18 protein-coding genes are annotated in these 26,478 nt (G+C 33.7%); 16 read left to right on the forward strand and 2 right to left on the reverse strand.

The window, feature by feature from the left end:
* Window positions 1-331: 331 nt before the first annotated feature.
* From CN925_RS00750 to CN925_RS00810, 13 genes are all read left to right on the forward strand, one after another.
* Window positions 332-2,269: a BglG family transcription antiterminator gene (locus CN925_RS00750; protein WP_098843854.1), complete on the forward strand. Its 1,938-nt coding sequence runs from the start codon at window positions 332-334 to the stop codon at window positions 2,267-2,269.
* Window positions 2,270-2,524: 255 nt separating this feature from the next.
* On the forward strand, window positions 2,525-2,833 hold the full coding sequence (locus tag CN925_RS00755) for a PTS sugar transporter subunit IIB (protein ID WP_098843855.1): 309 nt from the start codon (window positions 2,525-2,527) through the stop codon (window positions 2,831-2,833).
* Window positions 2,834-2,855: 22 nt separating this feature from the next.
* Window positions 2,856-4,199, forward strand: a complete 1,344-nt coding sequence (celB, locus tag CN925_RS00760) for a PTS cellobiose transporter subunit IIC (RefSeq protein ID WP_098843856.1) — start codon at window positions 2,856-2,858, stop codon at window positions 4,197-4,199.
* 191 nt (window positions 4,200-4,390) lie between these two features.
* A complete protein-coding gene (locus CN925_RS00765) occupies window positions 4,391-4,711 on the forward strand; it encodes a PTS sugar transporter subunit IIA (protein ID WP_098843857.1) in 321 nt (106 codons plus the stop codon).
* Between the two features lie 178 nt (window positions 4,712-4,889).
* Window positions 4,890-6,383 carry a family 1 glycosylhydrolase gene (locus CN925_RS00770; RefSeq protein ID WP_098843858.1) on the forward strand — a complete coding sequence of 498 codons (1,494 nt, stop codon included), beginning with the start codon at window positions 4,890-4,892 and terminating at the stop codon, window positions 6,381-6,383.
* A gap of 547 nt (window positions 6,384-6,930) precedes the next feature.
* Window positions 6,931-7,269, forward strand: coding sequence for a zinc ribbon domain-containing protein YjdM (locus CN925_RS00775; RefSeq protein WP_098843859.1), 339 nt, complete (start codon window positions 6,931-6,933; stop codon window positions 7,267-7,269).
* Between the two features lie 197 nt (window positions 7,270-7,466).
* Window positions 7,467-9,233 carry a SulP family inorganic anion transporter gene (locus tag CN925_RS00780; RefSeq protein WP_098843860.1) on the forward strand — a complete coding sequence of 589 codons (1,767 nt, stop codon included), beginning with the start codon at window positions 7,467-7,469 and terminating at the stop codon, window positions 9,231-9,233.
* A gap of 102 nt (window positions 9,234-9,335) precedes the next feature.
* Window positions 9,336-9,662, forward strand: a complete 327-nt coding sequence (locus CN925_RS00785) for an ArsR/SmtB family transcription factor (protein WP_098843861.1) — start codon at window positions 9,336-9,338, stop codon at window positions 9,660-9,662.
* Between the two features lie 118 nt (window positions 9,663-9,780).
* A complete protein-coding gene (locus CN925_RS00790; RefSeq protein WP_098843862.1) occupies window positions 9,781-9,981 on the forward strand; it encodes a hypothetical protein in 201 nt (66 codons plus the stop codon).
* Window positions 9,982-10,160: 179 nt separating this feature from the next.
* Window positions 10,161-10,733, forward strand: a complete 573-nt coding sequence (locus CN925_RS00795) for a hypothetical protein (protein ID WP_098843863.1) — start codon at window positions 10,161-10,163, stop codon at window positions 10,731-10,733.
* 356 nt (window positions 10,734-11,089) lie between these two features.
* Window positions 11,090-12,625 carry a spore germination protein gene (locus tag CN925_RS00800; protein WP_098843864.1) on the forward strand — a complete coding sequence of 512 codons (1,536 nt, stop codon included), beginning with the start codon at window positions 11,090-11,092 and terminating at the stop codon, window positions 12,623-12,625.
* 1 nt (window position 12,626) lies between these two features.
* Window positions 12,627-13,820 carry a Ger(x)C family spore germination protein gene (locus tag CN925_RS00805; RefSeq protein WP_098843865.1) on the forward strand — a complete coding sequence of 398 codons (1,194 nt, stop codon included), beginning with the start codon at window positions 12,627-12,629 and terminating at the stop codon, window positions 13,818-13,820.
* Window positions 13,821-13,833: 13 nt separating this feature from the next.
* A complete protein-coding gene (locus tag CN925_RS00810; RefSeq protein WP_098843866.1) occupies window positions 13,834-14,931 on the forward strand; it encodes a GerAB/ArcD/ProY family transporter in 1,098 nt (365 codons plus the stop codon).
* Here the strand turns inward: CN925_RS00810 and CN925_RS21135 are convergent.
* Both CN925_RS21135 and CN925_RS00825 read right to left on the reverse strand, forming a co-directional pair.
* Window positions 14,920-15,123 carry a hypothetical protein gene (locus tag CN925_RS21135; RefSeq protein ID WP_098843867.1) on the reverse strand — a complete coding sequence of 68 codons (204 nt, stop codon included), beginning with the start codon at window positions 15,121-15,123 and terminating at the stop codon, window positions 14,920-14,922. The genes CN925_RS00810 and CN925_RS21135 overlap by 12 nt on opposite strands.
* A gap of 400 nt (window positions 15,124-15,523) precedes the next feature.
* Window positions 15,524-16,411, reverse strand: a complete 888-nt coding sequence (locus CN925_RS00825; RefSeq protein WP_180232773.1) for a LysR family transcriptional regulator — start codon at window positions 16,409-16,411, stop codon at window positions 15,524-15,526.
* Window positions 16,412-16,632: 221 nt separating this feature from the next.
* Here CN925_RS00825 and CN925_RS00830 point away from each other — a divergent pair, with 221 nt between their 5' ends.
* The 3 genes from CN925_RS00830 to hepT all read left to right on the forward strand — a co-directional run bounded on the left by CN925_RS00830 (window position 16,633) and on the right by hepT (window position 26,441).
* The gene (locus CN925_RS00830) at window positions 16,633-20,799 is read left to right on the forward strand and encodes a S8 family serine peptidase (protein WP_180232775.1); all 4,167 of its coding nucleotides are present in this window, start codon (window positions 16,633-16,635) and stop codon (window positions 20,797-20,799) included.
* A 609-nt stretch (window positions 20,800-21,408) separates the two neighbouring features.
* On the forward strand, window positions 21,409-25,566 hold the full coding sequence (locus CN925_RS00840; protein ID WP_098843872.1) for a S8 family serine peptidase: 4,158 nt from the start codon (window positions 21,409-21,411) through the stop codon (window positions 25,564-25,566).
* Window positions 25,567-26,024: 458 nt separating this feature from the next.
* A complete protein-coding gene (gene hepT, locus CN925_RS00845) occupies window positions 26,025-26,441 on the forward strand; it encodes a type VII toxin-antitoxin system HepT family RNase toxin (RefSeq protein ID WP_098843873.1) in 417 nt (138 codons plus the stop codon).
* Window positions 26,442-26,478 lie beyond the last annotated feature (37 nt).

The following is a 26,478-nucleotide window of genomic DNA, read 5'->3' on the forward strand; positions in this document are numbered from 1 at the left end:
TGTTTAAGTTGACATTTATAACAGTCTTTTTTGTTTTAAACTATATTAATAGTGGAATTATATTTAAAATATAAGTCTCTTATCTATTTTTAGAAGAACTAAATTCTAGAAAAGTCTAGATTTAAGACAAAGTTAATAAACTAATTATTTAAAATTTGATATACTACTAACGCAATAGGAGGCGTTAATTATGAATGTTGAAATGAATGGAGAATTTCACTAGACTAACTTTATTCTAGTTTCAAAACCTATTTTTCACAGATTAAATTATTATTTATATAGATAAGTAGCATGAATCAATTAAAAATAAGCTATTAAGGAGGATAGAAAAGTGATTTCGAAACGACAAAAAGATATCGTGATGTCTTTAAAGAAAGCAAAAGAACCTGTTACAGCCCAATGGATGGCAAAAGAACTTGGTTTTAGTGATCGAACCATTCGTAACGAGATTAAAGAGCTTCAATCACAATGCTCTCCGTTAGGAATAACCATTGAGTCGGTTCGAGGAAAAGGATATCTATTAGCTATTAAGGATTATGAAGTGTTTGAAAAGGAGTTTAATTCTAATGAGAATGAAGTGATCGATGAAAATAAATCAGATTTTTCCGAACAGGAAAATCGGGTATTGTATATATTAAAACGATTCTTATTAGAAAAGGGTCCAATCAAAATAGAAAACCTTGAGGGGGAGTTATTTGTTTCAAAGCCTAAGGTTCAAAATGACTTGAAAATTGTCAGAGAAATATTGGAAAGATATCAATTGAAGTTAGTTACCAGACCACATTATGGTACGCAGGTTGAAGGCGAAGAATATATGAAACGGCTATGTTTATCAAGTTTTATATTAAGCCGAAATAGCAACTTAATCATTGAAAGTAATTCTTTTCGTGTATTGGACGAAAACCTATTTGAAAAGATAAAACAATTCATCGTAAAAAAGGTGAATGAATACAAAATTGAGATATCTGACATTGCACTAGAAAATTTGGCGTCTCATATTACGATTGGATGTAAGCGAATTGAAGAAGGTTTTGTCATTGAGAACATTGAACACGATTTAACAGGAAAATATCCATTAGAAAAAATTGTTGCCAATGAAATTGTAAAAGAAGTTGAGGAGTTTACGGGGTTTCAATTTCCGCAATCTGAAATTAATTATATTATTGTCCATTTGTTGGGGACAAAATTAATTCACAAGAATACATTGAAAGAGTTTAGTCAATTTGATGAATTAGATAACATAATTCAGTGCATGCTGAAAAGATTGAAAAATGAATTAAATTGGGATTTTTATGATGATGAAGAGTTCATTCAATCGATGACTTTACATATACGGCCAGCAATGAACCGTTTGCGTTATAATTTGAACATTCGGAATCCATTATTGAGCGAAATTAAAAGGAAATATCCAAGCGCCTTTGAAGGGGCTGCTATTGCCAGCAGATGCATTGAGGATTACTTGGCGATTCAGGTAGAAGAAAACGAGATTGCTTATATTGCAATGCATATAGGTGTAGCATTAGAAAAAATGAAGACAAGACAGAAAAGGCCAAAACGGGTAATTGTTGTATGTGCTTCCGGAGTTGGAAGTGCAAAACTATTGTATTATCGTTTGCAAAATGTGTTTAAAGATGAAATGGATATTGTAGCTTCTACCAATTATTATCAATTAAGAGAATACGACCTTTCCTCTATTGATTTTATTATTAGTACCATTCCAATAAAAGAAGATATAGCCGTTCCAGTACAAGTGGTCAACACATTTTTAGGAGAAGAAGATATTGAAAAGATCCGAGATGATTTATTAAATGGTAAAAAGAATGGGGAAAAAAGTTATTTAGATGAATCAAGAGTTTTTATTCATAAAGACTTTCAGGATAAGGAAAGTGTTATCCGATTTTTATGTGAAGAATTATACAAACAAAAACTTGTATCCAAAGATTACATAAATTCGGTGTTGGAAAGGGAGTCGCTCGCTCCAACGAGCTTTGGGAATCTTGTAGCCATCCCTCATGCACTAACTCCTGAAACAGAGGACGCATTTTGGACTATATGCACGTTAAGAAAGCCAATCGAATGGACTGATAAACAAATGGTTCAATTTATCTGTTTGTTAAATGTAAGAAAAGAACCTAATGAGGATGATCTGGAAGGCATGTATAAAAGGCTCTTGGCATTAATTGAAAACAGTGCAACAGTCAATAAAGTAATAAAGAGTAAGTCTGCTGAAGAAATTATAAGGATTTTAAATGATACTAAATTGGTTTGAATAGAAAAAAATGAGGGTATTCCCAAAATTTAGGGATACCCTTTTTAGGCTATCAGCATGTTTTTTGAGGATAATTTGATTTTTTCCGTTACGTAACGGAAAAATCGTTTCTGTAAAATAAAACGCTTTCAAAATAAACTGTAAATGTAAGGTGATTAGAGTACTTTTAAAACATTTGCCAAATTAGACTGTAAGATTAATTGGCTAATTGTTTTTTCAAAAATATTATTGTGGATCAATAGGAGGAATAAACAGATGAATATTTTATTATGTTGTGCAGCAGGAATGAGTACAAGTTTGCTAGTGACTAAGATGGAAAAAGCAGCTGAAGAAAAAGGTTTAGAAGGAAAAATTTGGGCAGTTCCAGCTAATCAAGTCAATCATCACATTGACAATGCCGATGTCCTACTTTTAGGACCACAAGTAAGATACTTGCTTCCTAAATTAAAAGTGTTAGGTGAAGAAAAAGGCATTCCAGTGGATGCAATTAATCAAGTTCATTACGGAGTGTGTGATGGAGAGGAAGTTCTAAAAGCAGCTATAAATTTAGTAAACAATAAATAGTAAAAAAAGGAGGAAATAGTAGATGAGTAAATTCAACACCATACTAGAAGAGAAAATCATGCCTATTGCAGCAAAGATCGGAGCACAAAGGCACCTAATGGCTCTTCGGGATGGTCTAATTGCGACAATGCCATTCATTGTCATTGGTTCATTATTCTTGATCTTGGCTAACTTACCAATTCCAGGTTATGCTGATTGGATGTCTTCAATTTTTGGTCCAAACTGGGCGGCTAAATTAAGTTATCCAGTAGATGCTACTTTCAATATCATGTCACTAATTGCAGCATTTGCGGTGGCATATAGGTTAGCAGAAAGCTATAAGCTTGATGCGATGAGCGCGGGTACTATTTCAGTTGCTGCTTTTCTTTTAACAACACCATTTAGTTTCTTATTTACTCCAGCTGGAACTGATGCGGGAGTTTTGGTAACTGGAGCAATTTCAAAATCTTTCTTAAGTAGTAAAGGTTTGTTTGTTGCGTTACTATTTGCAATTTTATCAACAGAAATATATCGATGGTTCGTCAAAAAGGATATTGTGATTAAAATGCCAGCAGGTGTCCCTCCAAGTGTTGGTAAATCGTTTGCAGCTTTAATACCAGGATTTATTGTTCTTCTTGTAGTTTGGGTAATACGTTTACTTGTTGAGTTGACTCCTTATGAAAGTATCAACGGTTTAGTTACGACCCTTTTAGGTGACCCGCTTAAATTGGTAGGTCTTACACTAGGAGGATCCATTGTTGCTGAATTATTCGTAACTTTACTATGGGCTACTGGATTACATGGTACAAATATCGTTAAAAGTGTAATGGAACCAATTTGGTTTGGTGCTATGGGTGACAATATGACAGCATACCAGGCTGGTCAAACTCTACCACACATTGTTACACAACAATTCTGGGATAACTTCGTCCACATCGGTGGAACGGGTGTAACATTTGGTTTAGTTCTTTCAATGGTATTGTTTGCTAAATCACAACAAATGAAAAGTCTTGGTCGTTTAGCACTTGCCCCTGGTATCTTTAATATTAACGAGCCACTAATCTTTGGTTTGCCAATCGTGTTAAATCCGATCATGATTATCCCATTCGTCCTTACTTCAATCGTTACCGTTATTGTAACTTTTGTTGGTATGGATTTAGGATTGGTCGCAAAACCTACAGGAATTGCAGTACCTTGGACAATGCCGCCAATAATTTCAGGATATCTTGCTTCTGGCGGTCATATTTCAGGAGCAATCATGAATTTAGTTAACATTGTTATTTCATTCGTAATTTATACTCCATTCTTCAGAATATATGATAAAGCGAAGAAGAGAGAAGAAGATGCGATGAATGCGGGAAAAAAGAAAAATATAATCGCGTCATAAACTGAGCTGGGCATTAGTTTGACTAAAGCCTCTCTCTTACAAATAATGTGACAATAAAGATCAATCGTTTGCTAATGGAATTGGAAAAATGATCTTTGATAAGATGTTTAAAAACTTCTGGATTACGATTCAGAATTGGACGGAGAAGGGAATGTTCCCTTCCTAGTAAATCATTTGAAAGGCTGTTAATCATGACTAAAGAAGAACTTTACAATCTTGCATTTCAATTAATACTACATTCAGGTAATGCAAAAAGCTTGGCGATGGAAGCGATGCAGAAAGCGAAAGAAGGCAATTTTGATGAAGCAGAAGAAAAACTAACCGAAGCAGATTCTGCCTTTAATGAAGCACATCATGTTCAAACTGACTTAATCCAAAGGGAAGCTGGTGGAGAAAACGTCAATTTTCCCCTTATTATGGTTCATGCACAAGACCATTTGATGAACTCAATGACTCTTAAAGATATGGCTAGAGAAATTATTGAGTTACATAAACTGATCAAAAAGGCATAAAACAAAACGCTCCTCTAGAATTGCCCAACTATTTTTGGGCTTTTTTTATTAAAAATAAATTTCGCATAATAGTTCTTGTAATGATATTAAGGTGAGAAATACACGTATTTAAAGAAAAATAAAATGTGTAGATTATACTAATTAATCCGATTTGCCTATAGGAAGGAAATGAATTTTAATGAAAAAAACATTCCCAGAAAATTTTTTATGGGGTGGAGCCACTGCTGCAAACCAATATGAAGGTGGATACAATGAAGGCGGGAGAGGGCTTGCAACAAGCGACTTCATAACAAATGGTTCGGCAGACCGCCCAAGAAAAATTACAATCAAGTTAAAAGATGGAACAAAAACAATGGTAAACAGACGTCCTACTGGGGACCCCAAAATTGATACTATACCAGAAGGCGCAACAGGCTATATTGATGAAAATGTTTATTATCCAGGCCATAAAGCAGTTGATTTTTACCGCCATTACAAAGAAGATATTGGCCTTTTTGGAGAAATGGGTTTTAAGTGTTTCCGGTTATCTCTTAGTTGGTCCCGTATTTTCCCAAAAGGTGGTATTGAAGGGGAACAACCGAATGAGGAAGGATTAAAATTTTACGAGGATGTTTTTAAAGAGTGCAAAAAATATAATATCGAACCATTAGTCACGCTATATCATTTTGAAACTCCTGCTTATTTGGCTCATCATTTTAATGGTTGGAGCGATCGTCAGACGATAGATTGTTTTTTACGTATGTGCAAAGAAGTGTTTACTAGATATAAAGATTTAGTTAAATATTGGATTACCATTAATGAAATTAATGTATTAAATGGATATGCCTTTATGGGAACGAGGGAAGCTACCGCGCAAGCGCGCTATCAAGCTAAGCATCATATGTTTGTTGCGAGTGCTCTTGCCAATAAACTTTGTCACGAGATTATTCCAGATGCAAAGATTGGCTGTATGATTGCATTAAGCTGCATTTATCCGAAAGATTGTAAGCCAGAAAATGTTTTTGGAGCGTTGGATTATCGAAGAGGAGCTTTGATCTATTCTGATATTATGATGAGGGGATATTATCCATCATACGCCGACCACTTTTTTGAAAAATTGGGAGTAACCATAAAAAAAGAACCAGAGGATGACAAAATAATTAAAGCGTACCCTTCAGATTTTCTATCATTTAGTTTTTACCGAAGTAGTGTATACCATACTGAAATCGTACAGAATACCGATACTGGTGGACAAATGGGGGATGTAAATCCTTACCTAGAAAATACGGAGTGGGGCTGGGCAATTGACCCCGTTGGTTTAAGATACACCTTATCTGAACTTTATGACCGATACCAAAAACCGCTCTTTATCGTTGAAAACGGAATAGGAACCATGGATAAACCAAATGAAAATGGATATGTGGAGGATGATTATCGCATCCGGTATTTCCGAGATCATATAGCAGAAATGAAAAAGGCAGTTACCCTAGACGGTGTCGATTTAATGGGCTATACACCATGGGGTTGCATTGATTTAGTTTCAGCAGGAACTGGAGAGATGAAAAAACGGTATGGTTTTATTTATGTAGATATGGACGACGAAGGAAATGGAACATTAAAAAGAACAAAGAAAAAATCTTTTGATTGGTACAAGAAAGTCATAGCAACTAATGGAGAAGACCTTAGTTTTTAGATTGAGAGGTAGTCGTTAAACCTGTCAGCGGTCGAGAAATAATGCTTGAAGTAAGAGAGAGTCTAATTGTTCAATAATACGAAACTACTTAACGAAAGATCCTGACATGCGAGAAGCAATGTATCTATTTCAAAAGACCAATTTTAGGAATAAAAAACATTAGAAGTATATTTAGGACCACCTCATATAGGTGGTTCTTTTGAGGTTTTAAGTTATTACTTTCCCTGAGAAAAATTAGATAGGGCGATCTGAACATTTTTTTAGCGGAAAAATGGACAATAGGTTATTGCATATAAATCATAGCTTTTATACAAGTAGTCAAATCTGCAACAATAATACCTTTTCCAATGTGGTTAAATTGAGCAATGTTAATTTTTTCAATTTCAAAAAAGTATATTCAAATATTCAAATTTACACAAATAAATGTTGCCAGGTTGTTTAAACTATGACAGTATAATGGGTGAAGAATTTCTTTTAAAGTTTGTAAAAGAGAAAAATTCTTATCAAAAACATAGATTCAATGTAATATCTAAGGAGGAAATAAAGTATGACTGATCTACCAAATTGTCCAAAATGTAATTCAGAATATACTTATCATGATGGTAATTTATTTGTTTGTCCTGAATGTGGCTATGAATGGACACAGGATAATGAAGCTGAAATGGAAGATAAGAAAGTTGTAAAAGATGCGAATGGAAACATTCTAAATGATGGTGATTCAGTGACTGTCATCAAAGATCTTAAAGTAAAAGGATCTTCTCTTGTTGTTAAAATTGGTACAAAAGTAAAAAGTATCCGTCTTGTTGAAGGCGATCACGATATAGATTGCAAAATTGAAGGATTTGGAGCAATGAAATTAAAATCTGAATTTGTAAAAAAAATATAGATTTATTCCAATCACGATTGTAGAGGACCTTTTTTCGAAGAGGTTCTTTTTTTTGTTCGTTTTGTAGCATTGGAAATTGGGAAATAGTTACAATGCCTAATTAAAAAGTTTTATTTGACGAGAAAGAGAACTGTTATTATGATTATATTGAATATTTGTATATTCAAATAATCAAATATACTAGAAGGTGCGAAAAAGTGAAGTGGAGAGGGAGATTTGAAAATTATAATAGAGTATCTTTTAGAAAGGATTTAATTTCAGGAATAATCGTAGGAATTATTGCAATTCCTTTAGGAATGGCATTTGCGATTAGTTCAGGAGTAAAACCAGAATACGGTATTTATACAACGATTATTGCAGGGATATTAATCTCTATTTTCGGAGGATCAAAGTTTCAAATAGGAGGCCCAACAGGTGCATTTATACCTATACTTTTATCAATTGTAATTCATTATGGTTATGAAAATTTACTTATTGCAGGCTTTTTAGCAGGTGTAATTCTCACATTAATGGGGATCTTCAAATTGGGTTTTTTAATACAATTTATACCTCGTCCTGTTACGATTGGATTTACAGCAGGGATTGCACTTATTATCTTTACTGGACAAATTGGTAATTTTTTAGGACTTCAAAATATTACCAAGCATGATGATTTCATCTCAAATATGAGAGAAATTGGACTGCATATTTTTACAACAAATACTTACAGTGTCATAACGGCGATCATCTGTTTAATTTCAGTTATTATCGTTAGTAAACTATTTCCAAAAGTCCCTGGAGCATTAATTGGTCTGGTTTTATCTAGTTTAATTGCTTACTTCTTATTTAAAGGGGAAGTACCAACAATTAAGTCCACATTTGGCGCTATTCCAAGTAGGTTGCCAGCATTTCAGTTATTAGAGTTGAATTTTGAAAAAATCCATACACTTATTGGGCCAGCGTTTGTCATTGCGATGCTTGGTGGGATTGAATCACTATTGTCTGCAGTAGTTGCCGATAGTATGTCAGGAAGTAGACACAATAGTAATAAAGAGTTAATGGGACAGGGGATTGCTAATATGGTTATTCCTTTTTTCGGAGGAATTCCCGCTACGGGTGCAATAGCTAGGACTGCTACTAATATAAAGAGTGGAGCTATTTCACCTATCTCGGGAATAATCCATGGTGTAATCGTCTTAATGATTTTATTAATGTTTGCACCATTAGCATCACAAATTCCTTTAGCAAGTATGGCCCCAATTTTAATGCTTGTAGCATGGAACATGAGTGAAAGAAATGAGTTTATTCATATTTTAAAAACGAAATCCAGTGACTCGATTATTTTAATCTTAACTTTTTTACTAACTGTTTTTCTAAATTTAACAACGGCTGTTGAGGTTGGCCTAATCGTTGCAGTTATTTTATTTGTCAAAAGAATGTCAGAACTTCATATCGTTAGAAAAGTATTACCTGATCGTACCCGTCAAAATCAAAAATTGATGCCAAATATGGTTAATGATGATCACGATTGTCCTCAAATTAGTATTGTCACAATTGAAGGGTCAATTTTCTTTGGAACTGCTAATCTATTTGAAAAAACAATTTTAAAGTTATCAGATAACAAACCAAAGTTTTTAATTTTAAGATTTGGTAAGGTTCCCTTTATTGATACAACAGGTGAAGCTAAGTTAGCCAATATCGTAAATTATCTCAGAGACAATGGCATTTTTGTATTACTAACTGGTCTTCAAACTCAACCAAAAGAGTTACTAATTCGTACGAAACTGTATGATACGATTGGTAAACAAAATATTTTTGAACATTCAGGTGAGGCCATTTCATATGCATTATTAAATATAAATTATTATAAGTGTTTAGGCTGTAAGCATTTCGCGTTTTTAGAGTGTTCCAGCTTATCTAGTCCAAATCTAAAAGAGCAAAAAAATGAAGTAGTAGATCTAAATAGAACAAACTCTTTTGAGTAATTATCATAAATTTTAAAAAAACACTCTTTATAGGTATAATTAAAATGATAAATAGTTTGAAATTAGGATATGGACCAAATAGATAAGTTTGGAGGAACACAATTGAATTTAGAACTACAACAATTTAAAGCAGATTTTTTTAAAGCACTCGGCCACCCACTTCGAATTCGAATTCTTGAAATCCTTAGTGAAGGTGAGAGGAATGTAAATGAACTACAAAATTTAATCGGAAGTGAAGGATCGGCTGTATCGCAACAACTAGCAATTTTACGAAATAAAAATATTGTATATGGCATAAAAGAAGGGAATAAAGTTACTTATTACCTGAGGGATCCGATTATTTCTGAGTTATTAGTAGTTGCACGCCAAATTTTTAATAATCACTTAGTTGATACGATTAGTATGTTAGATAAATTTAATGAAGAATAATTAGTTATTCATAGATAAAGATATACTGCATTAATATGACATACGTAATTCAAGGTAATATGAGTGGTAACTCATAAAAGATGCAAGATGAACTACAATAAAAACGGAGCGTTGATGTATGCCTTTGAAATTAAAATATGAAATACAAAAACGAGCAGCTGAGAGTGTAAAAGAGATCGTACAAAAGATGATCGGTTTATCGGAAGAAGGATTTGTCGACAAGTTCTATCAAGATCCGCAATTTCGTAAAGGGTTTGACACATTAGTAGAATTTTATATACAAGCAAAAAGTGATGTGCATAAAGAGGGAGAAACCTAATATTAGAATGTAAGAAGTATGTGTGAGAAATAAATGAGTCGGTAACCGAAAAATGACAAGACAATAACAAGCCTTTTACCGTTGATGATCGTATTAGATTTTGTTCTAAGGTTAATATATAAGTGTTTTCTAAGAGCCAAGACACTTTCCTTTAGTAAAAAATGAAAGGACTTAAAGTGATGGATACGTATGAAAATGAACGTCTCATGACAAGAGAAGAACTGATTCAATTTGGACATCAGTATTTAAATGGCGTTGGTATTTCATCAATCTGTAAGGTTTGTATTGAAATGGGTGGGTCTTGTTGTAAGTTTTGCGATGAGTTAGAAGAAGGCAAGGGCTGTAATAATAGAAATACGAGTTGTACTGCATGGTTATGTGGATATTTAAAGTTGATTCTTTATAAGGCAGGATTGCTCGATGAATGGGAACAATTTTGGGAGCAAATACCAGGTCAAGCATACAGAATGGATTATACGCCAAAAATTGTTTCGATCAAAAAAGAAATTGAGATCCCTTCTATTCAATTATTAAGTGAAGCTTTTGCAAAAGACTTAATTCGTATGAATGCGAAACTTGAAAATTCTGATTATATGATCGAGCTAAACGATACATTAGATCGATATATCACAAGATTCTCGGAATATAAAGATGAAGTCATTTTGGAGAAAGCTAAAAATGATTTAGAAGATTTAATAAAATATTTTTACACTTTCCAGTTTGCTCTTCAATTTACTAGAAATGAAGAATAAATCATTTGTGTAAAGCATGCAATATGTTGAAAGATTTCTGCTATTAAAAAATACAGAAACGCATTAGTGATTGCTAATCGATATTATATTCGCTCATAAAAACGACTAAACCGTAACACCTGAAAATACAGGATAACAGCGGTTTAGTCGTTTTTTATATCGTCTACTTAACGGGGATAAGACTACTCCTTACTCTTCTCTTTTACTCTTTATTTAAGCAATCACCTAACATGCAGGGGACCATTACATGACTATTGTTAAATGCCAACTTTTTTTATCAGTATTATTGTTATACGTAGAGCTTTAATTGGATAAAATTGCTTATTAAACAATAGAAAATAATGGTGAGCACTTAAATGATCAAAAGACAGTCAAGACATCAAAAAGCTCAGTTTAAATTGTCATCGGATTTAAATACAAATTTAAAACAAATAAAAAATGAGTTGAAGTATTGTGCAGATTTAATTATTCGCGAAATCGAAGTCGGTGAACCGTCCAAACGGAAATTAGCGATAATTCATTTGCAAGGTATTTCGAATACGGACTTAATTAGCTTACATATTGTTAATCCAATATTAACAAAATGGAGTCATAAAAAAATTGATGAACTACATTATTTATCGTTTTGGAATGAACTAAAAGATAATACGTTTGAGGTATCACAAATAATTCCAGAAGCAAATTGGAACAAAATCATGACAGCGATTCTAGGTGGAGACACAGTTGTTTTTGTTGATCGTATTGAAAAGGTTCTTTTAGTTGATACAAAGAGTGGACAGTTTCGTTCAGTACAAGAGTCAACAGGTCAAACAATTATTCGAGGTCCAAAAGACAGCTTTACTGAATCAATTGCAACGAATATGTCATTACTCCGTTATAGAATTAGAAACCCGCTTTTTAAAATGGAAATGAAACAAGTAGGAGATGCAACTAATACTAATATTGTACTTACCTATATTGAAGATAAAGTGGATCATACTATATTAGATTCAGTTAAACAAAAAATAGAGAACATAAAAGTAAATGGTGTACTTGAGTCAATCTATATCGAAACACTAATTGAGTCAAACTCGCTTAGCCCATTTCCTACCGTACTGGACACGGAACGACCGGATGTGGTAGCAGCCAATTTATTAGAAGGTCGGATTGGGATTTTAGTAGATGGGAGTCCGATTGGATTGGTTTTGCCTGCCACTCTTCCTATGTTTTTTCAATCACCTGATGATTATTACCAACGCTATATCGTAGGTAATTTTATTCGTTTATTACGTTTTGGTGCTTTTCTAAGCACGATTTTACTATCTGCTATTTTCCTAGCTTTAATCACGCACCATACACCAATGATTCCAACACCTTTACTTGTTAGTTTAGCAGCACAGAGAGAGAGTGTTCCTTTTCCTGCAATTGTAGAACTTTTAATGATGGAGATTGCATTTGAATTAATAAGAGAAGCGAGTATCCGAAGCCCTCGTGTTTTAGCAACTACTGTTGCGATCGTAGGCGCACTTATGATAGGGCAAGCAGTAGTACAAGCAGGATTTATCTCAACAGCTATGATTATTATAGTCGCGATATCAGGTATCTCAAGTTTTGCCATTCCTTACTACAGCATAGCTAATTCTGCGCGACTACTTAGGTATTTATTTATTTTAAGTGCAGGAATAGGTGGATTGTATGGAATAGCGTTAATGTTTTTATTTTGGCTCATTCACTTAAATGATATTGAATCATTTAATGTTCCTTATTTAACACCAGTTTCACCTTTCTCTCTAAAAGATCAGGAAGATCTTTTCATTCGCTTGCCTAGAAAATATATGAAAACCATTATAGAATCTCGAATTCCACAAGTATCAAGAGCAAAAAGACAAAAAAACAACAAACCAGGTGAATAAAATGATTCGAATTCTTAAACTGACAATAATTTTGTTTTGCTTCCTATCATTAGTAAGCGGATGTAGTGACTATACAGAATTAAATAAAAAATCATTTGTTATGGGATTAGGGGTTGATTGGACGAAAGATTCAAATTATAAAATCACGATGCAAATTATCAATCCGAAAGAATTAGCAGGTCAAGAAGGTGGTAAAGGGGAAGCCTCTCCAACCAATATCTATTCAAGTACAGGAAAAACACTTTCAGAAGCAGCTAGGAATGCCAATAAAAAAGTGACTAAAATCATGGACTATTCCCATGTCACACTTGCAGTAGTTGGAGAGGAAGCAGCGAAGCATGGGTTAAATGAATTTGTGGATGCAATTCTAAGGGAGCCGAGAATTTCAAATATCATGTCAGTCATTGTTGCAAAAAATACAACTGCGGAAAAAATATTAGGAACTGTTACTCCTGTCGATCAGGTTTCATCAATGGAGATGGCTTCAAAAATGAAAAATAATCTAACTTCTCTTGGGGAATCAGTGAATCCTAATATCTTGCAGCTGGGCGAAAATTTACGCAGTACTGGTTCCGATATTGCGATCAGCGGTGTAAGTTTGATTGATGAGCGGCAAGAAAAGGGGGAGTTGAAGAATGTCGAGTCGATAAAGCCTACTCAAACATTAATTGATGAAGTGGCTTTGTTTAGACAAGGTAAACTTGTAGGATGGTTATCCGGTAAACAAACACGGGCGCTACTCATGATTCGTAAACAATTAGAAGAAACAAATCTCGCAGTTCCATGTGGCCATAATCAATACATTTCTTTGCGCATAACAGAGCAGAAACTTAAAACAGATGTAAAAGTAAATAATAACAAGGCATTTATTCGTATCGATAATTCTTTTCTTGCAGTTTTAGATGAAACGGGCTGTTCTAGTAATTTAGAAAGTTTCAAAGAAATAAATAACATTCAAAAGAAGGCAGGAAAAGTTGTTGAAGCTCAAATGCGTGATGGAATCTTAACTGCTCAAAACTATAAAAGTGATGTATTTGGCTTTGGTAATAGGCTTCATATCAACAATCCGCAACAATGGAAGAAAGTTGAAAATAAGTGGAGAGACCTGTTTGCGAAAGCAGATATTGAAGTAAAGGCTAAAGTATTTATTCGACGAAAGGGTATGCTTGCAAGTCCTCTGTTTAATAAAGAGTAAGCAAGGTGAATTTATGAAGAAGATGAAATTTAATAGTGAACAATTGTTTAGTTTAATGACAATATTCTTAATCGGCACCGCGGGGTTTTTAGAACCGGCGAAATCCGCAAAACAGGATTCTTGGATTGCAATCTTGATTAGCTTATTATGTGGATTACTATTGTATCGCATCTATATGGCGATCTATCACAATGACCCATCAAGTTCATTAATTAAATTTTTGCAAATCGCTTGGGGAAAATACTTAGGTGGATTTGTCGGTCTGATCTATATCATCTATTGTATCTATATCGCGGCTCGTGTTCTAAGAGATTTCTCTGAAGTAATCAGTACGGTTGCTTTGGAAATGACAACAATCTTCACAATCACAATCTTAATGATGTTTCTTTTGATTTACACTGTTATTAAAGGCTTTACAACTTTTGCGAGAACAGTTTGGATTTGCTTTTTGTTTACTTCAGCGATTATCACTTTATTGTTGTTCTGTCAGCTTATCGCAGGATTCTTTTCGCTTGACCGACTAAGACCAGTACTTGAGAATGGTTGGAGCCCAGTACTTCACACCGTTTTCCCGACAACGATTTCGTTACCTTTCGGTGAAGTCGTTGTGTTTCTGCTATTGATGCACCATTTTGATCGACCACATAAGTCAACAAAAGTAGGCTCATTCGCGATTGTAACCGCTGGAATATTCTTAGCCACTTCATCGATTATCCACCTTGGTAACCTAGGGGTTGATTTAATTGAAGCTTCTAATTTTCCAGTACTCTCAAGTGTTTCGTTAATTAATATAGGGGATTTTTTTACAAGATTAGAATCTCTAGCGGTGATTTCGTTTGTTATTCTTGGGTTCATTAAAATTTCTGTGTTCTTTTTTGGAGCCGTTTCAGGAACAGTCGAACTGTTTCATCTTCAGCACCATCAACTAATCACGTTTTTTATTGGTATAATCATTTTATTTTTTTCATATTTTGGAACGGGTTCATATTTCGAACATGAAAAGATTGGCTTTGAGATTATCCCTAAATATGTACATGTACCATTGCAGATTATCATTCCGATCCTATTGTTGATTACGATTAATCTTCAAAAAAAATTTTCATTTTCGTAGTCTCAATATACTTACTGCAAAATAAAAAATCAGAAAAACGATTAAAATAAAATCAATATTGACTAAGCCAATCCATCCTAAATTAATCGAAAGAAATACGTATTTATTTGGAAAACCTGTAATTAAATTGAGTTGATACACAACTAAAAAAGTTAACGAAAATAGAACGAGAAAAATAATGGTTTCTTTCACATTAAACCTCCTTTTTAATAGTAGTATGTGATAGAAAGTTTGAAAGAAATATACCAAATTTTACAAGATGGTAGTTCGTTGTTTGCATAACCACAAATATGAAGTGTTAAAATAACCATGACTCATAAAAGATCCATGGTTATTTAACCTTTATGTCATTATTATTTTTTAGCATAGCTTTAAATGGAAGAAAGTTTAAGACTTTAGAGTTTTGAAAGAAAGGTCTATCACAACCATATAGATCGAGAAAACTAAATGTATCAAAAAGGTTTGTATTTTTTTCTGCCCATTTTATAATACAGCTGGAATAGTCAAATTGGCTAAAAGCTTTAGCTAAGTGATGGGAGTGGTTCATGAGTAGTAAAATTAAATTCCCCTATCTAGTTTAGCGACAGACATTCTATTCAATCCAAAAATCTTGTACATAATTCAAAAATGTTCGAGCAGGAGAAGTAAGCTGTTTATCATTTGCGTAAATATAGCTAACCGGTTTTTCAAGCAGTTCACAATTCTTTAAAGGTATAATGATGATTTCTCCGTTTTGCACATCGACATCTTTAGTTAGCATTTCTTTATAGGCAAATGTAATTCCAACCCCTTCTTTAATTGCTTTTTTAATGATTTCTATATTGTTAGTCCGGATTAATACTTGATTCTTAGAAAAATAGGTATTCATTATGTTCCTTGTAAATTCCCCGATATTTGTAACAAAACATTCTTTTTGTAAATCCTCTGGTGTTACAAACTCATAGAATGCAAATTTAGAATTCTTTCCTACACAAATACAAGGCCTTCCTAAAGCCAATGTTTCATTCGCTATATCAAATTCACTTTGTATATCTGTTTTATTTGCCATAAGTAATCCGATATCACATTTGCCATTCTTTATATCTCTCAATACTTGAAATGTTTCCTTTTCTTGGATTTCGACAATCACTTCAGGAAAATCAGTTTGAAGTTTGACTAAAGCGTCAAAAGCACAATAGGTCAACCCTGGTACACAGGATATTTTTAGTTCTGTTTTAACTAGTGCTTGTAATTTCGCTTCTTCCCTAAATTCATCAACTTTTAAAATGACTTCAAATGCTTTCTTGATTACTGCCTTCCCTTGGTGTGTAGGGACCATCCCTTTTTTTGATCGTGTAAAAATTTGAATGCCGAGTTCTTTTTCCAAGTTGGAAATGGATTTGCTAATAGCTGGTGGGGAAACACAAAGTTTTTCTGCAGCAGTTGTGATTGAACCTTGTTTTCCTATTTCTGCAATGTAAAGTAGTTGTTCAAAATGCATAGAAAGCATTCCCTCCTTATATTAACCGATAGTTAATGATGGATAACTATTATGTATTTTACACTAATATTTAGAAAAGATAAAATTAAATAAAAATTATGAATATTATTGTCGAAATAACTAGATGGTAAAATTCTGATTTTTATCAAAAGTAGGCAAAATCTTTTTTTACAAAAAGTAGAATTATGTTTTGCCCAGAAAAAAGGTTGAGGAGATGCAATATGAAGAGAAAAAAGTTTGGCAAATTTCTTTCTGGGGCTCTGGTTGTTGGGGTTGCATTATCGCAAGGACAAGTTTATAACGTATTAGCTCAAAGTCCATTTAGTACAGATCCACTTGACAATCCACAATTTAATGCGAATACCGATGTAAACATTAATCCTAAAAAAATCTTGAATCTAACGCCAGAACAACGTGAAGCGATTAAGAATCTAGATAAGTTCAACGGAACGGGTCTTCAATTATCAGAAGATATAGACCTTTACAGTTCAAAAACTGTATCAGTAATCGTAGAGTTTAAAAATAAACCACAAAAAGTTGCTGTTCTTGAAGCAGCTGTAGATGGTCAAAGTTTATCTGCTGAAAAAGCCAAAAACAATGTAGAAAGTGATCATGCAACTTTCAAAAAAGTTTTAAAGTCAACGTTTAAAGATGATGCAAAAGGTTCCTACAAAGTAAAACGTCAATATAAAAACGCATTCAACGGAGTAGCATTACAAGTTCCGGCAAACAAAATACCAGAGTTAGTGAAATCAACAGCAGTTAAAGCAATTTATAGTGACACAACTGTAAAGTTAGATGAACCTGTACAAGAAACTACTTCTACTGAAGCAAAAGGACAAGGGATGGCGGCAGAACGATCCTTCCTTAAAATAAACGAATTGCACAAAGAGGGTTTCACAGGTAAAGGAATAAAAGTCGCTGTACTTGATACAGGTATTGACTACAACCATCCAGATTTAAAAGCTGCCTTTAAAGGCGGATACGATTTTATAAATAATGATAACGACCCAATGGAAACAACATATGAGGATTGGGTAAAAGCTGGTAAACCAGGAGGAGTTAACGGAGCAGCAAGTTACGTGACAGAACACGGAACACATGTATCGGGGACGATTGCAGGTCAAGGAACAGCAGATAGTGATTATGCAACTACTGGTATCGCTCCTGATTCTGAGCTTTATGTATATCGTGTGCTTGGTCCAGGAGGTAGTGGTCAAGCTGAAGGAATTATCGCAGCAATTGACAAAGCTGTGGCAGATGGTATGGATGTTATGAACCTATCACTAGGCGCTAACTATAATGATCCGATGGCTGCTGAAAGTATTGCAATTAATAATGCGGTATTAAACGGTGTAACTGCAGTTGTTGCTGCTGGCAATTCAGGAGATAAAATGTATACGTTAGGATTCCCAGGTGCTGCCGCTTTAGCGCTTACAGTAGGTGCAAGTGATGTGCCAATGAATTTCCCGACAATGAAAGGTCATAATGACAATTTAGAGTCTGATATGCGTTTATTGGCGAAAGGATATTCAGACGATATTTCTTCTCTAATCAGTAAGACTTATCAAATTGTGAATATCGAAGGGGTTGGCCAAGCAACCGACTATAAATCAGATGTAACCGGTAAATTAGTCCTTGTACAACGCGGAACGACTGATATTAACGATAAAATTTTACAAGCAAAATTAAAAGGAGCTGCTGCTATCCTTATCTATAATAACGTAGATGGGTACATGCCATTTTATTTAGCTGAAGGTGTAGACTTTATTCCTTCATTTAATCTAACCATGGCAGATGGACTAGCACTAAAACAACAAATAGCAAATGGCAAAACAGAATTTACATTCAGCGACTTAGGAGCAATTACAACAAAAGGTGACGAATTAGCAGCTTTCAGTTCTCGAGGACCTTCTCGCATGAACTATGATATTAAACCTGAAGTTACTGCACCAGGTGTAAGTGTATTATCAACTGTTCCAGGATTTATTCATAATCCAGCAAATCCAGCTGACTTTAAATATGCATATGATCGTATGTCTGGAACATCAATGGCAACTCCATTCACGTCAGGAGTTGCAGCATTATTACTACAAGCACAACCAAATCTACAACCAGAAGATGTAAAAGCAATCTTAATGAATACAGCAGACCCATTAAGCAAAACGTATAGCGTATTCGAACAAGGTGCAGGACGTTTGGATCCTTACCAAGCAATTCATTCTTCTATTGAAATTAAGGTGAAAGATAAAACACCAATGATTGTTAATGGAAGAGAAAAACAAATCAAAGAAATAACTGGGGCACTTAGCTTTGGTAATGTATATTCTACTGGTTTAGATGCAACTGAATCTCGTTCTGTAACGTTTGAAAACCATAGTGATAAATCTAAAACATTCGATGTAAGTGTTGTATTCCAAACAAATGTAAGAGGCTCAAATGACGCAGAAAAGAATGGCGTAACAGTTGTAACAGACAAATCGATTAAAATAAACGCGCAAAGTAAAGTGACTAAAAATGTAACAATTTCGATTCCAGATTCAGCAGAAAAAGGTATCTACGAAGGATATGTTATTTATACGAATCACAATGACAAATCTGAGACATACCGAGTCCCATTCGGTGCACATTATGTCGAAAAAGGATTTAAGGACTTTACTCTTTCTCGCCAATCACTATCGAATGATCGAAACAATATAGGTAGCCCATTAACGAGTCCTTATTTAACAGCATCATTCTCGTTGAAATCTCATATGAAATCGATCGATGTAGTACTTACTGATGCAGCTTCCGGAAAAGACTTAGGAATTACAAATTGGTTTGATGGTATGAATTATAACGAAAATCAACAATACACATTTGTACCATTCATGGGATACTATTACCCGTTTACGAATGAGAGTCATACTATGATTAGAGATAAGGCGGTATTACCAAAAGAAGGTCGTTATAAGCTTAAACTTGTTGGTTATAACGATGCTGGTGAAACATCTGTCATTTCTCAAGATTTATTCATTGACAATACAATGCCTACTAATTTTGATGTGCATGTAGATGGAGAAAAAGCAGATAATCCTTTTGTTGAATACAAAGAAGGTCAAAAAACACTTCCATTTACTGCTACCATTCACGACGCAACAATCGATACAATGAAGTCTGCTGGTTTCAATGTTAATCAATCTAAAAATACAATTGCAGCTGCTTATGGCGGTATGTTTTTAACGGATACAGTTGATTTAGATGCAAACGGAAATGCAAAAGATGAAATTCTAATGAATCCAGCTGATCCAGCATTCAACATTTGGTTTATCGGTGGTGACCAAGCAAGTAACACTTATGGTCAAAAACAATACTTCTTTGTAAAAGACACGACGCCATATGTTTACGGTCAACCGAATGTTAAAACACGATTAAACCGTGTTAACACACATGCTGGAGACACGCTTACAATTACACTTAGTGCAAACAACGTGAACAAAATAAAACAAGCAAATTACAATTTCACTACAGATACATTAGATACAACTATTGAAAGCATTAAAATAAATCCTGCAGCACAAGCTTTAGGTGGACAGTTAAATACAACAACGACAGCTCTTACCGGTACAAAAGTAAAATCTGATGTTAATGTTACATTTGATGGTTCAAAAGAAGTAACTGGTGATGTTCCAATGGTCGATGTAACGATTAAGATTCAAGATAATCATAATATTAAGAGTTGGTCTAGCTTCGAATTTGTGAATACAACAATCACAAGTGTTGATAATGTTGTAACAAATCCTTTTACGTATATTGCACCAATCGTTATTTTCCAAGACTTCTCTGCTGTAAAAGGTGTAGTCCGTGCGGAAGCCTTTTTAAAGAACGGTGGTACTGATTTATCTAAAGACTATTCAAAAGCTGGTGGGATTTTAACAGTCCAAGATCGTACTGGAAAAACATATACAGGTACAGTGGCTAAAAACGGACAATTTTTAGTAAATGGTTTACCACTGACTCGTGATGATTTGACGTTTGTTCAAGATATTCCTGGACACTTTACAACGTACAATAAATTTACGAATGCTTTTAGTACAATGGATGGCAACATGTATGGAATTCTTAAAACGTTAGGCACAGAAACTGTTGATACAGCAGTTGCTGGGGATGTAAATAAAGATAATGTGATTGACATAATGGATGCACTTGCGATTCAAACATACTGGGGAACAAATAAACGCAGTGCAGACATTAATTATGATGGTACTGTCGATGCAAAGGATATTGCTTTCGTAGAAAAGAACTTTAAAATGCAAAATCCAACAGTAATTAACGCTCCAAAGCCAAAAACGACTTTTAAGGGTGCGACTTTGGAAAGTATCTTAACTCAATTAGGATTAAATGATTAAAAGAAGGAAAAGAAGGGGAAAAGCAAAAGCTGTTTTCAATTTCCCTAAAGTAGTTTATGTAAAAGATCAACAAATTCCAAATGAACCGAAACCAAAGACTATATACAAGTGTTCAACTTTGAAAAGTATTTTAAAACAATTAGGATTAAATAAAAGAAAAACTAACTATTATGTAAAGAGTCCTAGAATAATAGTTTCGCCGGTTCAAGAAAATCCAAAACCAAGGACTACGGGTGCAACTTTGGAAAGTATTTTAGTCTATTTAGAATTAGATAATTTGGAGTAGAAAAATAAATACTCTTATCAACTTCTCCCAATCATTTATGGGAGAAGTTTTTTTATTTGTATTTCTCTAAAGGATGGTTAAGAGTAGAGGGAGCTTGCCTAAAGAATAAAATTTATTTATAAATTAACTTGTAGTTAACGATGGTTAACAATTATGTATTTTACAATGATCTATCGGAAATATAAAATTAAGTAAAAATTATGAATATTATTGTCGAATAAATGAATCAATAAAATTCTGATTTTTTAAAAATCAGGTCAAGACAGGTTTTCTAAAGATAATACTGTTTTGACTAGAAAAATAGATTGAGAGAAGGTAGACAAATGGGGAAAAAGAGAGAGAAAAGTAAAGTATTGAAAAGTTTTTGTGTTTTAGCGTTAACATCCAGCTTTGTTCTAGGTTCCTTAGGAGAAGTTACGAACGTATCAAAAGCCGCAACTCCTAGAAATGTTGAAGATATTTTAGCAAATTTAACTTCTGAGCAAAGAGCAGCCCTTAAACAGCTAAAAACAAGCGAAGAATCTGGGCCAAAAATTTCTACTAATATTAACTTAGATTCATCAAAAGAAACAAGTGTCATTATTGAATTTGTAAATAAACCTGTTAAAGTCGCTCAAATTGAAGCGAGTATAGAAGGTAAAACATTATCAATATCTGATGCAGAAAAATTAATTGATCAAGACCATGCTACTTTTAAGGAAGATGTTAATCAAATTTTAACAGAAAACAAAAGTAAAAAAGTAGATTATAAAATAAATCGTTCATATAGACATGCATTTAATGGTGTCTCTATGACTCTACCAGCAAACCAAATAAAGAGTCTATTAAAATCAGAAGCAGTTAAAAAAGTTTGGAGTAACCAGACATTTACAATTGATCCACCAAAGGAAAATGAACAACTTAAAGCTGATGAGGCCAATGTTGCAAACTATACTCCATATGATGCGTTGGATCGTTTACATGCAGAAGGATTTACTGGAAAAGGAATTAAAGTAGGGATTTTGGATACCGGAATGGATTATAACCACCCAGACTTAAAGGATGCTTATAAAGGTGGATATGATTTCGTTGATATAGATAATGATCCAATGGAAACGACTTACGCTGATTGGAAAAAATCTGGGAAGCCAGAAATAAGTAATGGTAGTACATTCTATACTGAACATGGTACACATGTTGCGGGAATTATCGGTGGGCGTGGTGTATCAGATAGTGAATATAAGACATTAGGTGCAGCACCTGAAGCTGAATTATATGCATATCGTGTCCTTGGTTCTTATGGAAGCGGAACAACTGAAGCGATTATTGCGGGAATAGATCAAGCATTACAGGACGGTATGGATGTCATTAATATGTCACTTGGGGCATCAATTAATGATCCATTATACGTTACTTCAATTGCAGTTAATAATGCAGTTTTAAGTGGCGTTACAACAGTCGTTTCTGCGGGGAATAGTGGAGATAAAATGTACACGCTTGGTTCACCTGGAACTGCAGCATTGGCGTTGACAGTTGGTGCATCATCCATTGCATTAGATATTTTTCAATATGCGGGTGTACAAGATGGAAAAAACTATACTTTAAGACAATTAGCAAGAAATTATAAAGATGATTTAACAACTTTAAAAGGTAAGACGTATCAATTAGTTGATGTTGGACTAGCTAATCCGGCTGACTTTAACGGAAAAGACGTAAATGGGAAAATAGCTTTTATTAAGCGTGGTACGAATGGATTGATAGACAAAATCAAAAATGCAAAAGACAAAGGTGCAATTGGCGTATTAATGTATAACGATGAAGCTAACAAAGCGGAAGGAGCAATACAAACATATTTAGGCGAGTCAATGGATGCGATTCCTTCATTCTCTGTTTCGAATGAAGAAGGCAGTTTAATTTTAGCTGCTATCAAAGCAGGTAAAAATGATTTAACATTCGGAGATTATCATAAAGTACAAACTGCTTCTGATGAACTAGCAAATTTTAGCTCTAGAGGTCCTTCTAGAGTAAACTACGATATTAAACCTGAAGTAACAGCTCCAGGAGTGGCAATTCTATCAACAGTGCCATTTTATATAAACGATAAAATGGTTGAAGGATCAAAACCTGAAGATTATAAATATGCCTATTCACGCTTATCAGGTACATCAATGGCAGCACCTTATGTAGCAGGTGTGTCAGCATTATTACTTCAATCAAATAAAGATCTTCAACCAGAAGATATTAAATCAATCCTAATGAATACAGCAGATCCTTTATCAAAAGCTTATAGTGTATTTGAAGCGGGGAGTGGACGCGTTGACGCTTATGAGGCTATTCATTCGAATGTAGAATTAGAAGTAGTAGATCAAACGCCAATGATCATTAATGGAAAACAAAAATCAATCGAAGAATTAACAGGTGGCATTAGCTTCGGATCATATGGTTTTAATGATCAAGATATTACGGATTCTCGCAAAATTACATTAAAAAATCGTAGTGAAAAAGTAAAAACGTTTAAAGTGGATGTGAAATTCCAAACTGGTTTAAGAGGGTCTAAAGATGCAGCAGAGAATAATGTTACTTTGACTGGGCCGACTTCTGTTAAATTAAATGGAATTAGCCAAAAAAACATCAAGTTTAACTTAACGATTCCAAAAACAGCGGAAAAAGGAACGTATGAAGGGTTCATTACATTTACAAATACAGAGGATCCAACGGAAAACTATCAAATTCCATTTGGTGGCCGTGTAGTTAATGAAGGAATCGACTATTTAAATATTTATAATCCAGTGTTTGGTGTAGATACAAGCTGGCCAGAAAATGCATACCCACAATTATCGTTTAATTATTCATTGAAGTCACATATGAAAACATTAGATTTAGTGTTACAAGATGCAATAACAGGGGAAGACATTGGTTTAATTGGTTCATTTACACCAATTATATTGAATGAAAATCAAGACTATTTTGTTGGAAGAGGGTTTAATTCTCTGTACTATCCTTTTACAGGCGATGCAAAAGCCCCGATTAGTAGTGAACCTGTTTATGCAAAAGCAGGTCAATACAAATTAAAACTGGTTGGTACGAATGAAAAAGGTAAGTCTTTCACAAAGACTGCTGATTTCATATTTGACCAAGGAGCACCAAATATGACGACTAGCTTTGATCATTTAGATCAAAAAGTAATTGAATATAAAGATAGTCAATTTGATTCAAAAGGTGAATTTTTATACGACTTTAACATCAATTTAAATGATCCGGAAACTGATGAAGCAAGCCGTTTAGGTCTACCATTAAATCAATCTAATAACTCAATTGTAACGTTTTATGACAGTGAGAGACCATCACCTACAATTAAAACAGATAAAGATGGAAACTATTCAGATCAAATTTTAGTGAAAAAGCGTACTACACCTATCGAAGTTAAGTTTTATGGTTTTGATGCAGCAAAAAACTTTACAAGCAACGCTACAAACATGTTAAGAGTTGCATTTGTAGATCAAAATTTACCATATTTCTACTTAAAAGCCAATAAAGAGATTGTCACAACAGGAGATACAGTAAACTACAGTGTTCGTTCAAATAATATGAAAAACTTAAAAACAACAAAAATAAATTTACAAGTAGATCCAAACCTTGCAACAATTCAAAATGTAGTTGTAAATGAAGCTGTAAAGCAGTATGGTGATGCGCAAGTTTCGGTGTCTTCAACACCTTCAGGAGCACTTCAACTTTATACATTTACATTTACTTACTCTGGAACTCAAGCTTTACCAGAAGATATACAATTATTTAATTTCGACTTGAAAACAGCAGAGAAATATTCAAATGGGATACCATTTTATTGGCATCTAATGAACTCATCTACGATTGACCAATCGAACGTTGAAACAAATAATGTCTATACGTTTATGGAGACTTACAAGATTAAGCAAGCTTATTCAAAACTAGATGGAATATTAAAATTAGAAGGTACAATAAATCCTACAACAGGTAAAACAAATTCTACTATTGATCAAAGTAAAATTGGAGCAAAAGTAACGATAACTTCATATGATGGAAAAACAACGGTACAACCAATCATAAACAAAAGTGGTCAATACAGCGCAGAAGGAATGAAAGCTGATCAAAAAGCCTATACTTACAAAGTCGATGTCCCTGGCCATTTTACAATGAACAGACAAGTGCTTTTATCAGAAGAAGTACGTGGAGAAACACTAGGAAAAAGATATAATCTTGTATTTCCAACAACAGCAGCTGGCGATGTAAATAAAGATGATGTGATCGACATTCTAGATGCTTTAACAATACAAACATACTGGGGTAAAAATAAAGCAACAGCAGACATCAACTTCGATAAAGTAATAGATAAAAAGGATATGGACTACATCATTAAAAACTTTGGCTTACAAAACCCAACTGTCAATAAAGCGCCAAAACCTAAAACTACTTACAAAGGTGCAACGTTAGATAGTATTTTAAGTGATTTAGGATTAAATTAGTAAAAAGTATTTTTTAATTTAAAGTTAATATAGAGACTCAAGGGAATTACTTATTTGGAACCACGGCAAAAAAATCACCCAGTTTATAACCGGGTGATTTTTTATGGGAAAGAAAAAAACGATTTCATGTAAATAAAAGAAACAATTAAGTTTGTGAATGAAGGTAAGGATAATCCTAATTAATGTATCAGGTATTCTTTAATTGTTCTAACGCTGTTTATTCATTATTTTAAACAACAGAACGTGATATAATGAAAAATATTATTTTCATATTTTAGTAGTATATCGACAATGCTTCAACAGTAATTCAAGCTAAAATTATACTTAAAAGCAAAGTAATATACTGTTCAGAAGGTGAGCGGAGAATTAATTTTGAAATAAAAGCACTAAATATGTATGTATAGCTAAACGAAGACGGGAAGATATTTTAGATCTAATTAAGAGAAGAGGTTCTATTTATGAATAATCAAGTAATTTTAAATAAAATTTCAAGAATAGAACATAGCATCAAAAGAATTAATGAAGGTTATGATAATAACCCGTCTAATCTTACTGACTATACAAAACAAGATTCTATTATTCTAAACATACAACGTACATCCGAAGCGTGTATCGATTTAGCAATGCACTCAGTTGCAGTGAGAAAGCTAGGAATACCACAATCAAGCTGTGATGCTTTTGACTTATTAGTAGCTAACTCACTTCTAGATCTTGGATTGTCTATGAAACTTAAAGCAATGGTCGGTCTTCGAAATATTGCTATGCATGATTATCAAAATATTAACCTTGATATCGTAGAAAAAATTATTGAGAATCATCTTGGAGACTTTAAACAATTTACGCAACTTATTCTTAGAATTGCTGATACTTTTTAATAAGTGTATTTGGATGAATTAAAAAGAATATAAAGGA

The sequence above is a fragment of the Bacillus sp. AFS055030 genome (genome assembly GCF_002574545.1).
Taxonomy (GTDB): Bacteria; Bacillota; Bacilli; order Bacillales; family Bacillaceae_G; genus Gottfriedia.

What these genes read in the sequence shown, in the direction of transcription:
- CN925_RS00810 (WP_098843866.1), top strand. Translation starts at nt 13,834, where the DNA reads ATGAAGAAGATGAAATTTAATAGTGAACAATTGTTTAGTTTAATGACA.
- CN925_RS00790 (WP_098843862.1), top strand. Translation starts at nt 9,781, where the DNA reads ATGCCTTTGAAATTAAAATATGAAATACAAAAACGAGCAGCTGAGAGT.
- CN925_RS00775 (WP_098843859.1), top strand. Translation starts at nt 6,931, where the DNA reads ATGACTGATCTACCAAATTGTCCAAAATGTAATTCAGAATATACTTAT.
- CN925_RS00795 (WP_098843863.1), top strand. Translation starts at nt 10,161, where the DNA reads ATGGATACGTATGAAAATGAACGTCTCATGACAAGAGAAGAACTGATT.
- CN925_RS00805 (WP_098843865.1), top strand. Translation starts at nt 12,627, where the DNA reads ATGATTCGAATTCTTAAACTGACAATAATTTTGTTTTGCTTCCTATCA.
- hepT (WP_098843873.1), top strand. Translation starts at nt 26,025, where the DNA reads ATGAATAATCAAGTAATTTTAAATAAAATTTCAAGAATAGAACATAGC.
- CN925_RS00755 (WP_098843855.1), top strand. Translation starts at nt 2,525, where the DNA reads ATGAATATTTTATTATGTTGTGCAGCAGGAATGAGTACAAGTTTGCTA.
- CN925_RS00825 (WP_180232773.1), bottom strand. Translation starts at nt 16,411, where the DNA reads ATGCATTTTGAACAACTACTTTACATTGCAGAAATAGGAAAACAAGGT.
- CN925_RS00830 (WP_180232775.1), top strand. Translation starts at nt 16,633, where the DNA reads ATGAAGAGAAAAAAGTTTGGCAAATTTCTTTCTGGGGCTCTGGTTGTT.
- CN925_RS00770 (WP_098843858.1), top strand. Translation starts at nt 4,890, where the DNA reads ATGAAAAAAACATTCCCAGAAAATTTTTTATGGGGTGGAGCCACTGCT.
- CN925_RS00800 (WP_098843864.1), top strand. Translation starts at nt 11,090, where the DNA reads ATGATCAAAAGACAGTCAAGACATCAAAAAGCTCAGTTTAAATTGTCA.
- CN925_RS00765 (WP_098843857.1), top strand. Translation starts at nt 4,391, where the DNA reads ATGACTAAAGAAGAACTTTACAATCTTGCATTTCAATTAATACTACAT.
- celB (WP_098843856.1), top strand. Translation starts at nt 2,856, where the DNA reads ATGAGTAAATTCAACACCATACTAGAAGAGAAAATCATGCCTATTGCA.
- CN925_RS00840 (WP_098843872.1), top strand. Translation starts at nt 21,409, where the DNA reads ATGGGGAAAAAGAGAGAGAAAAGTAAAGTATTGAAAAGTTTTTGTGTT.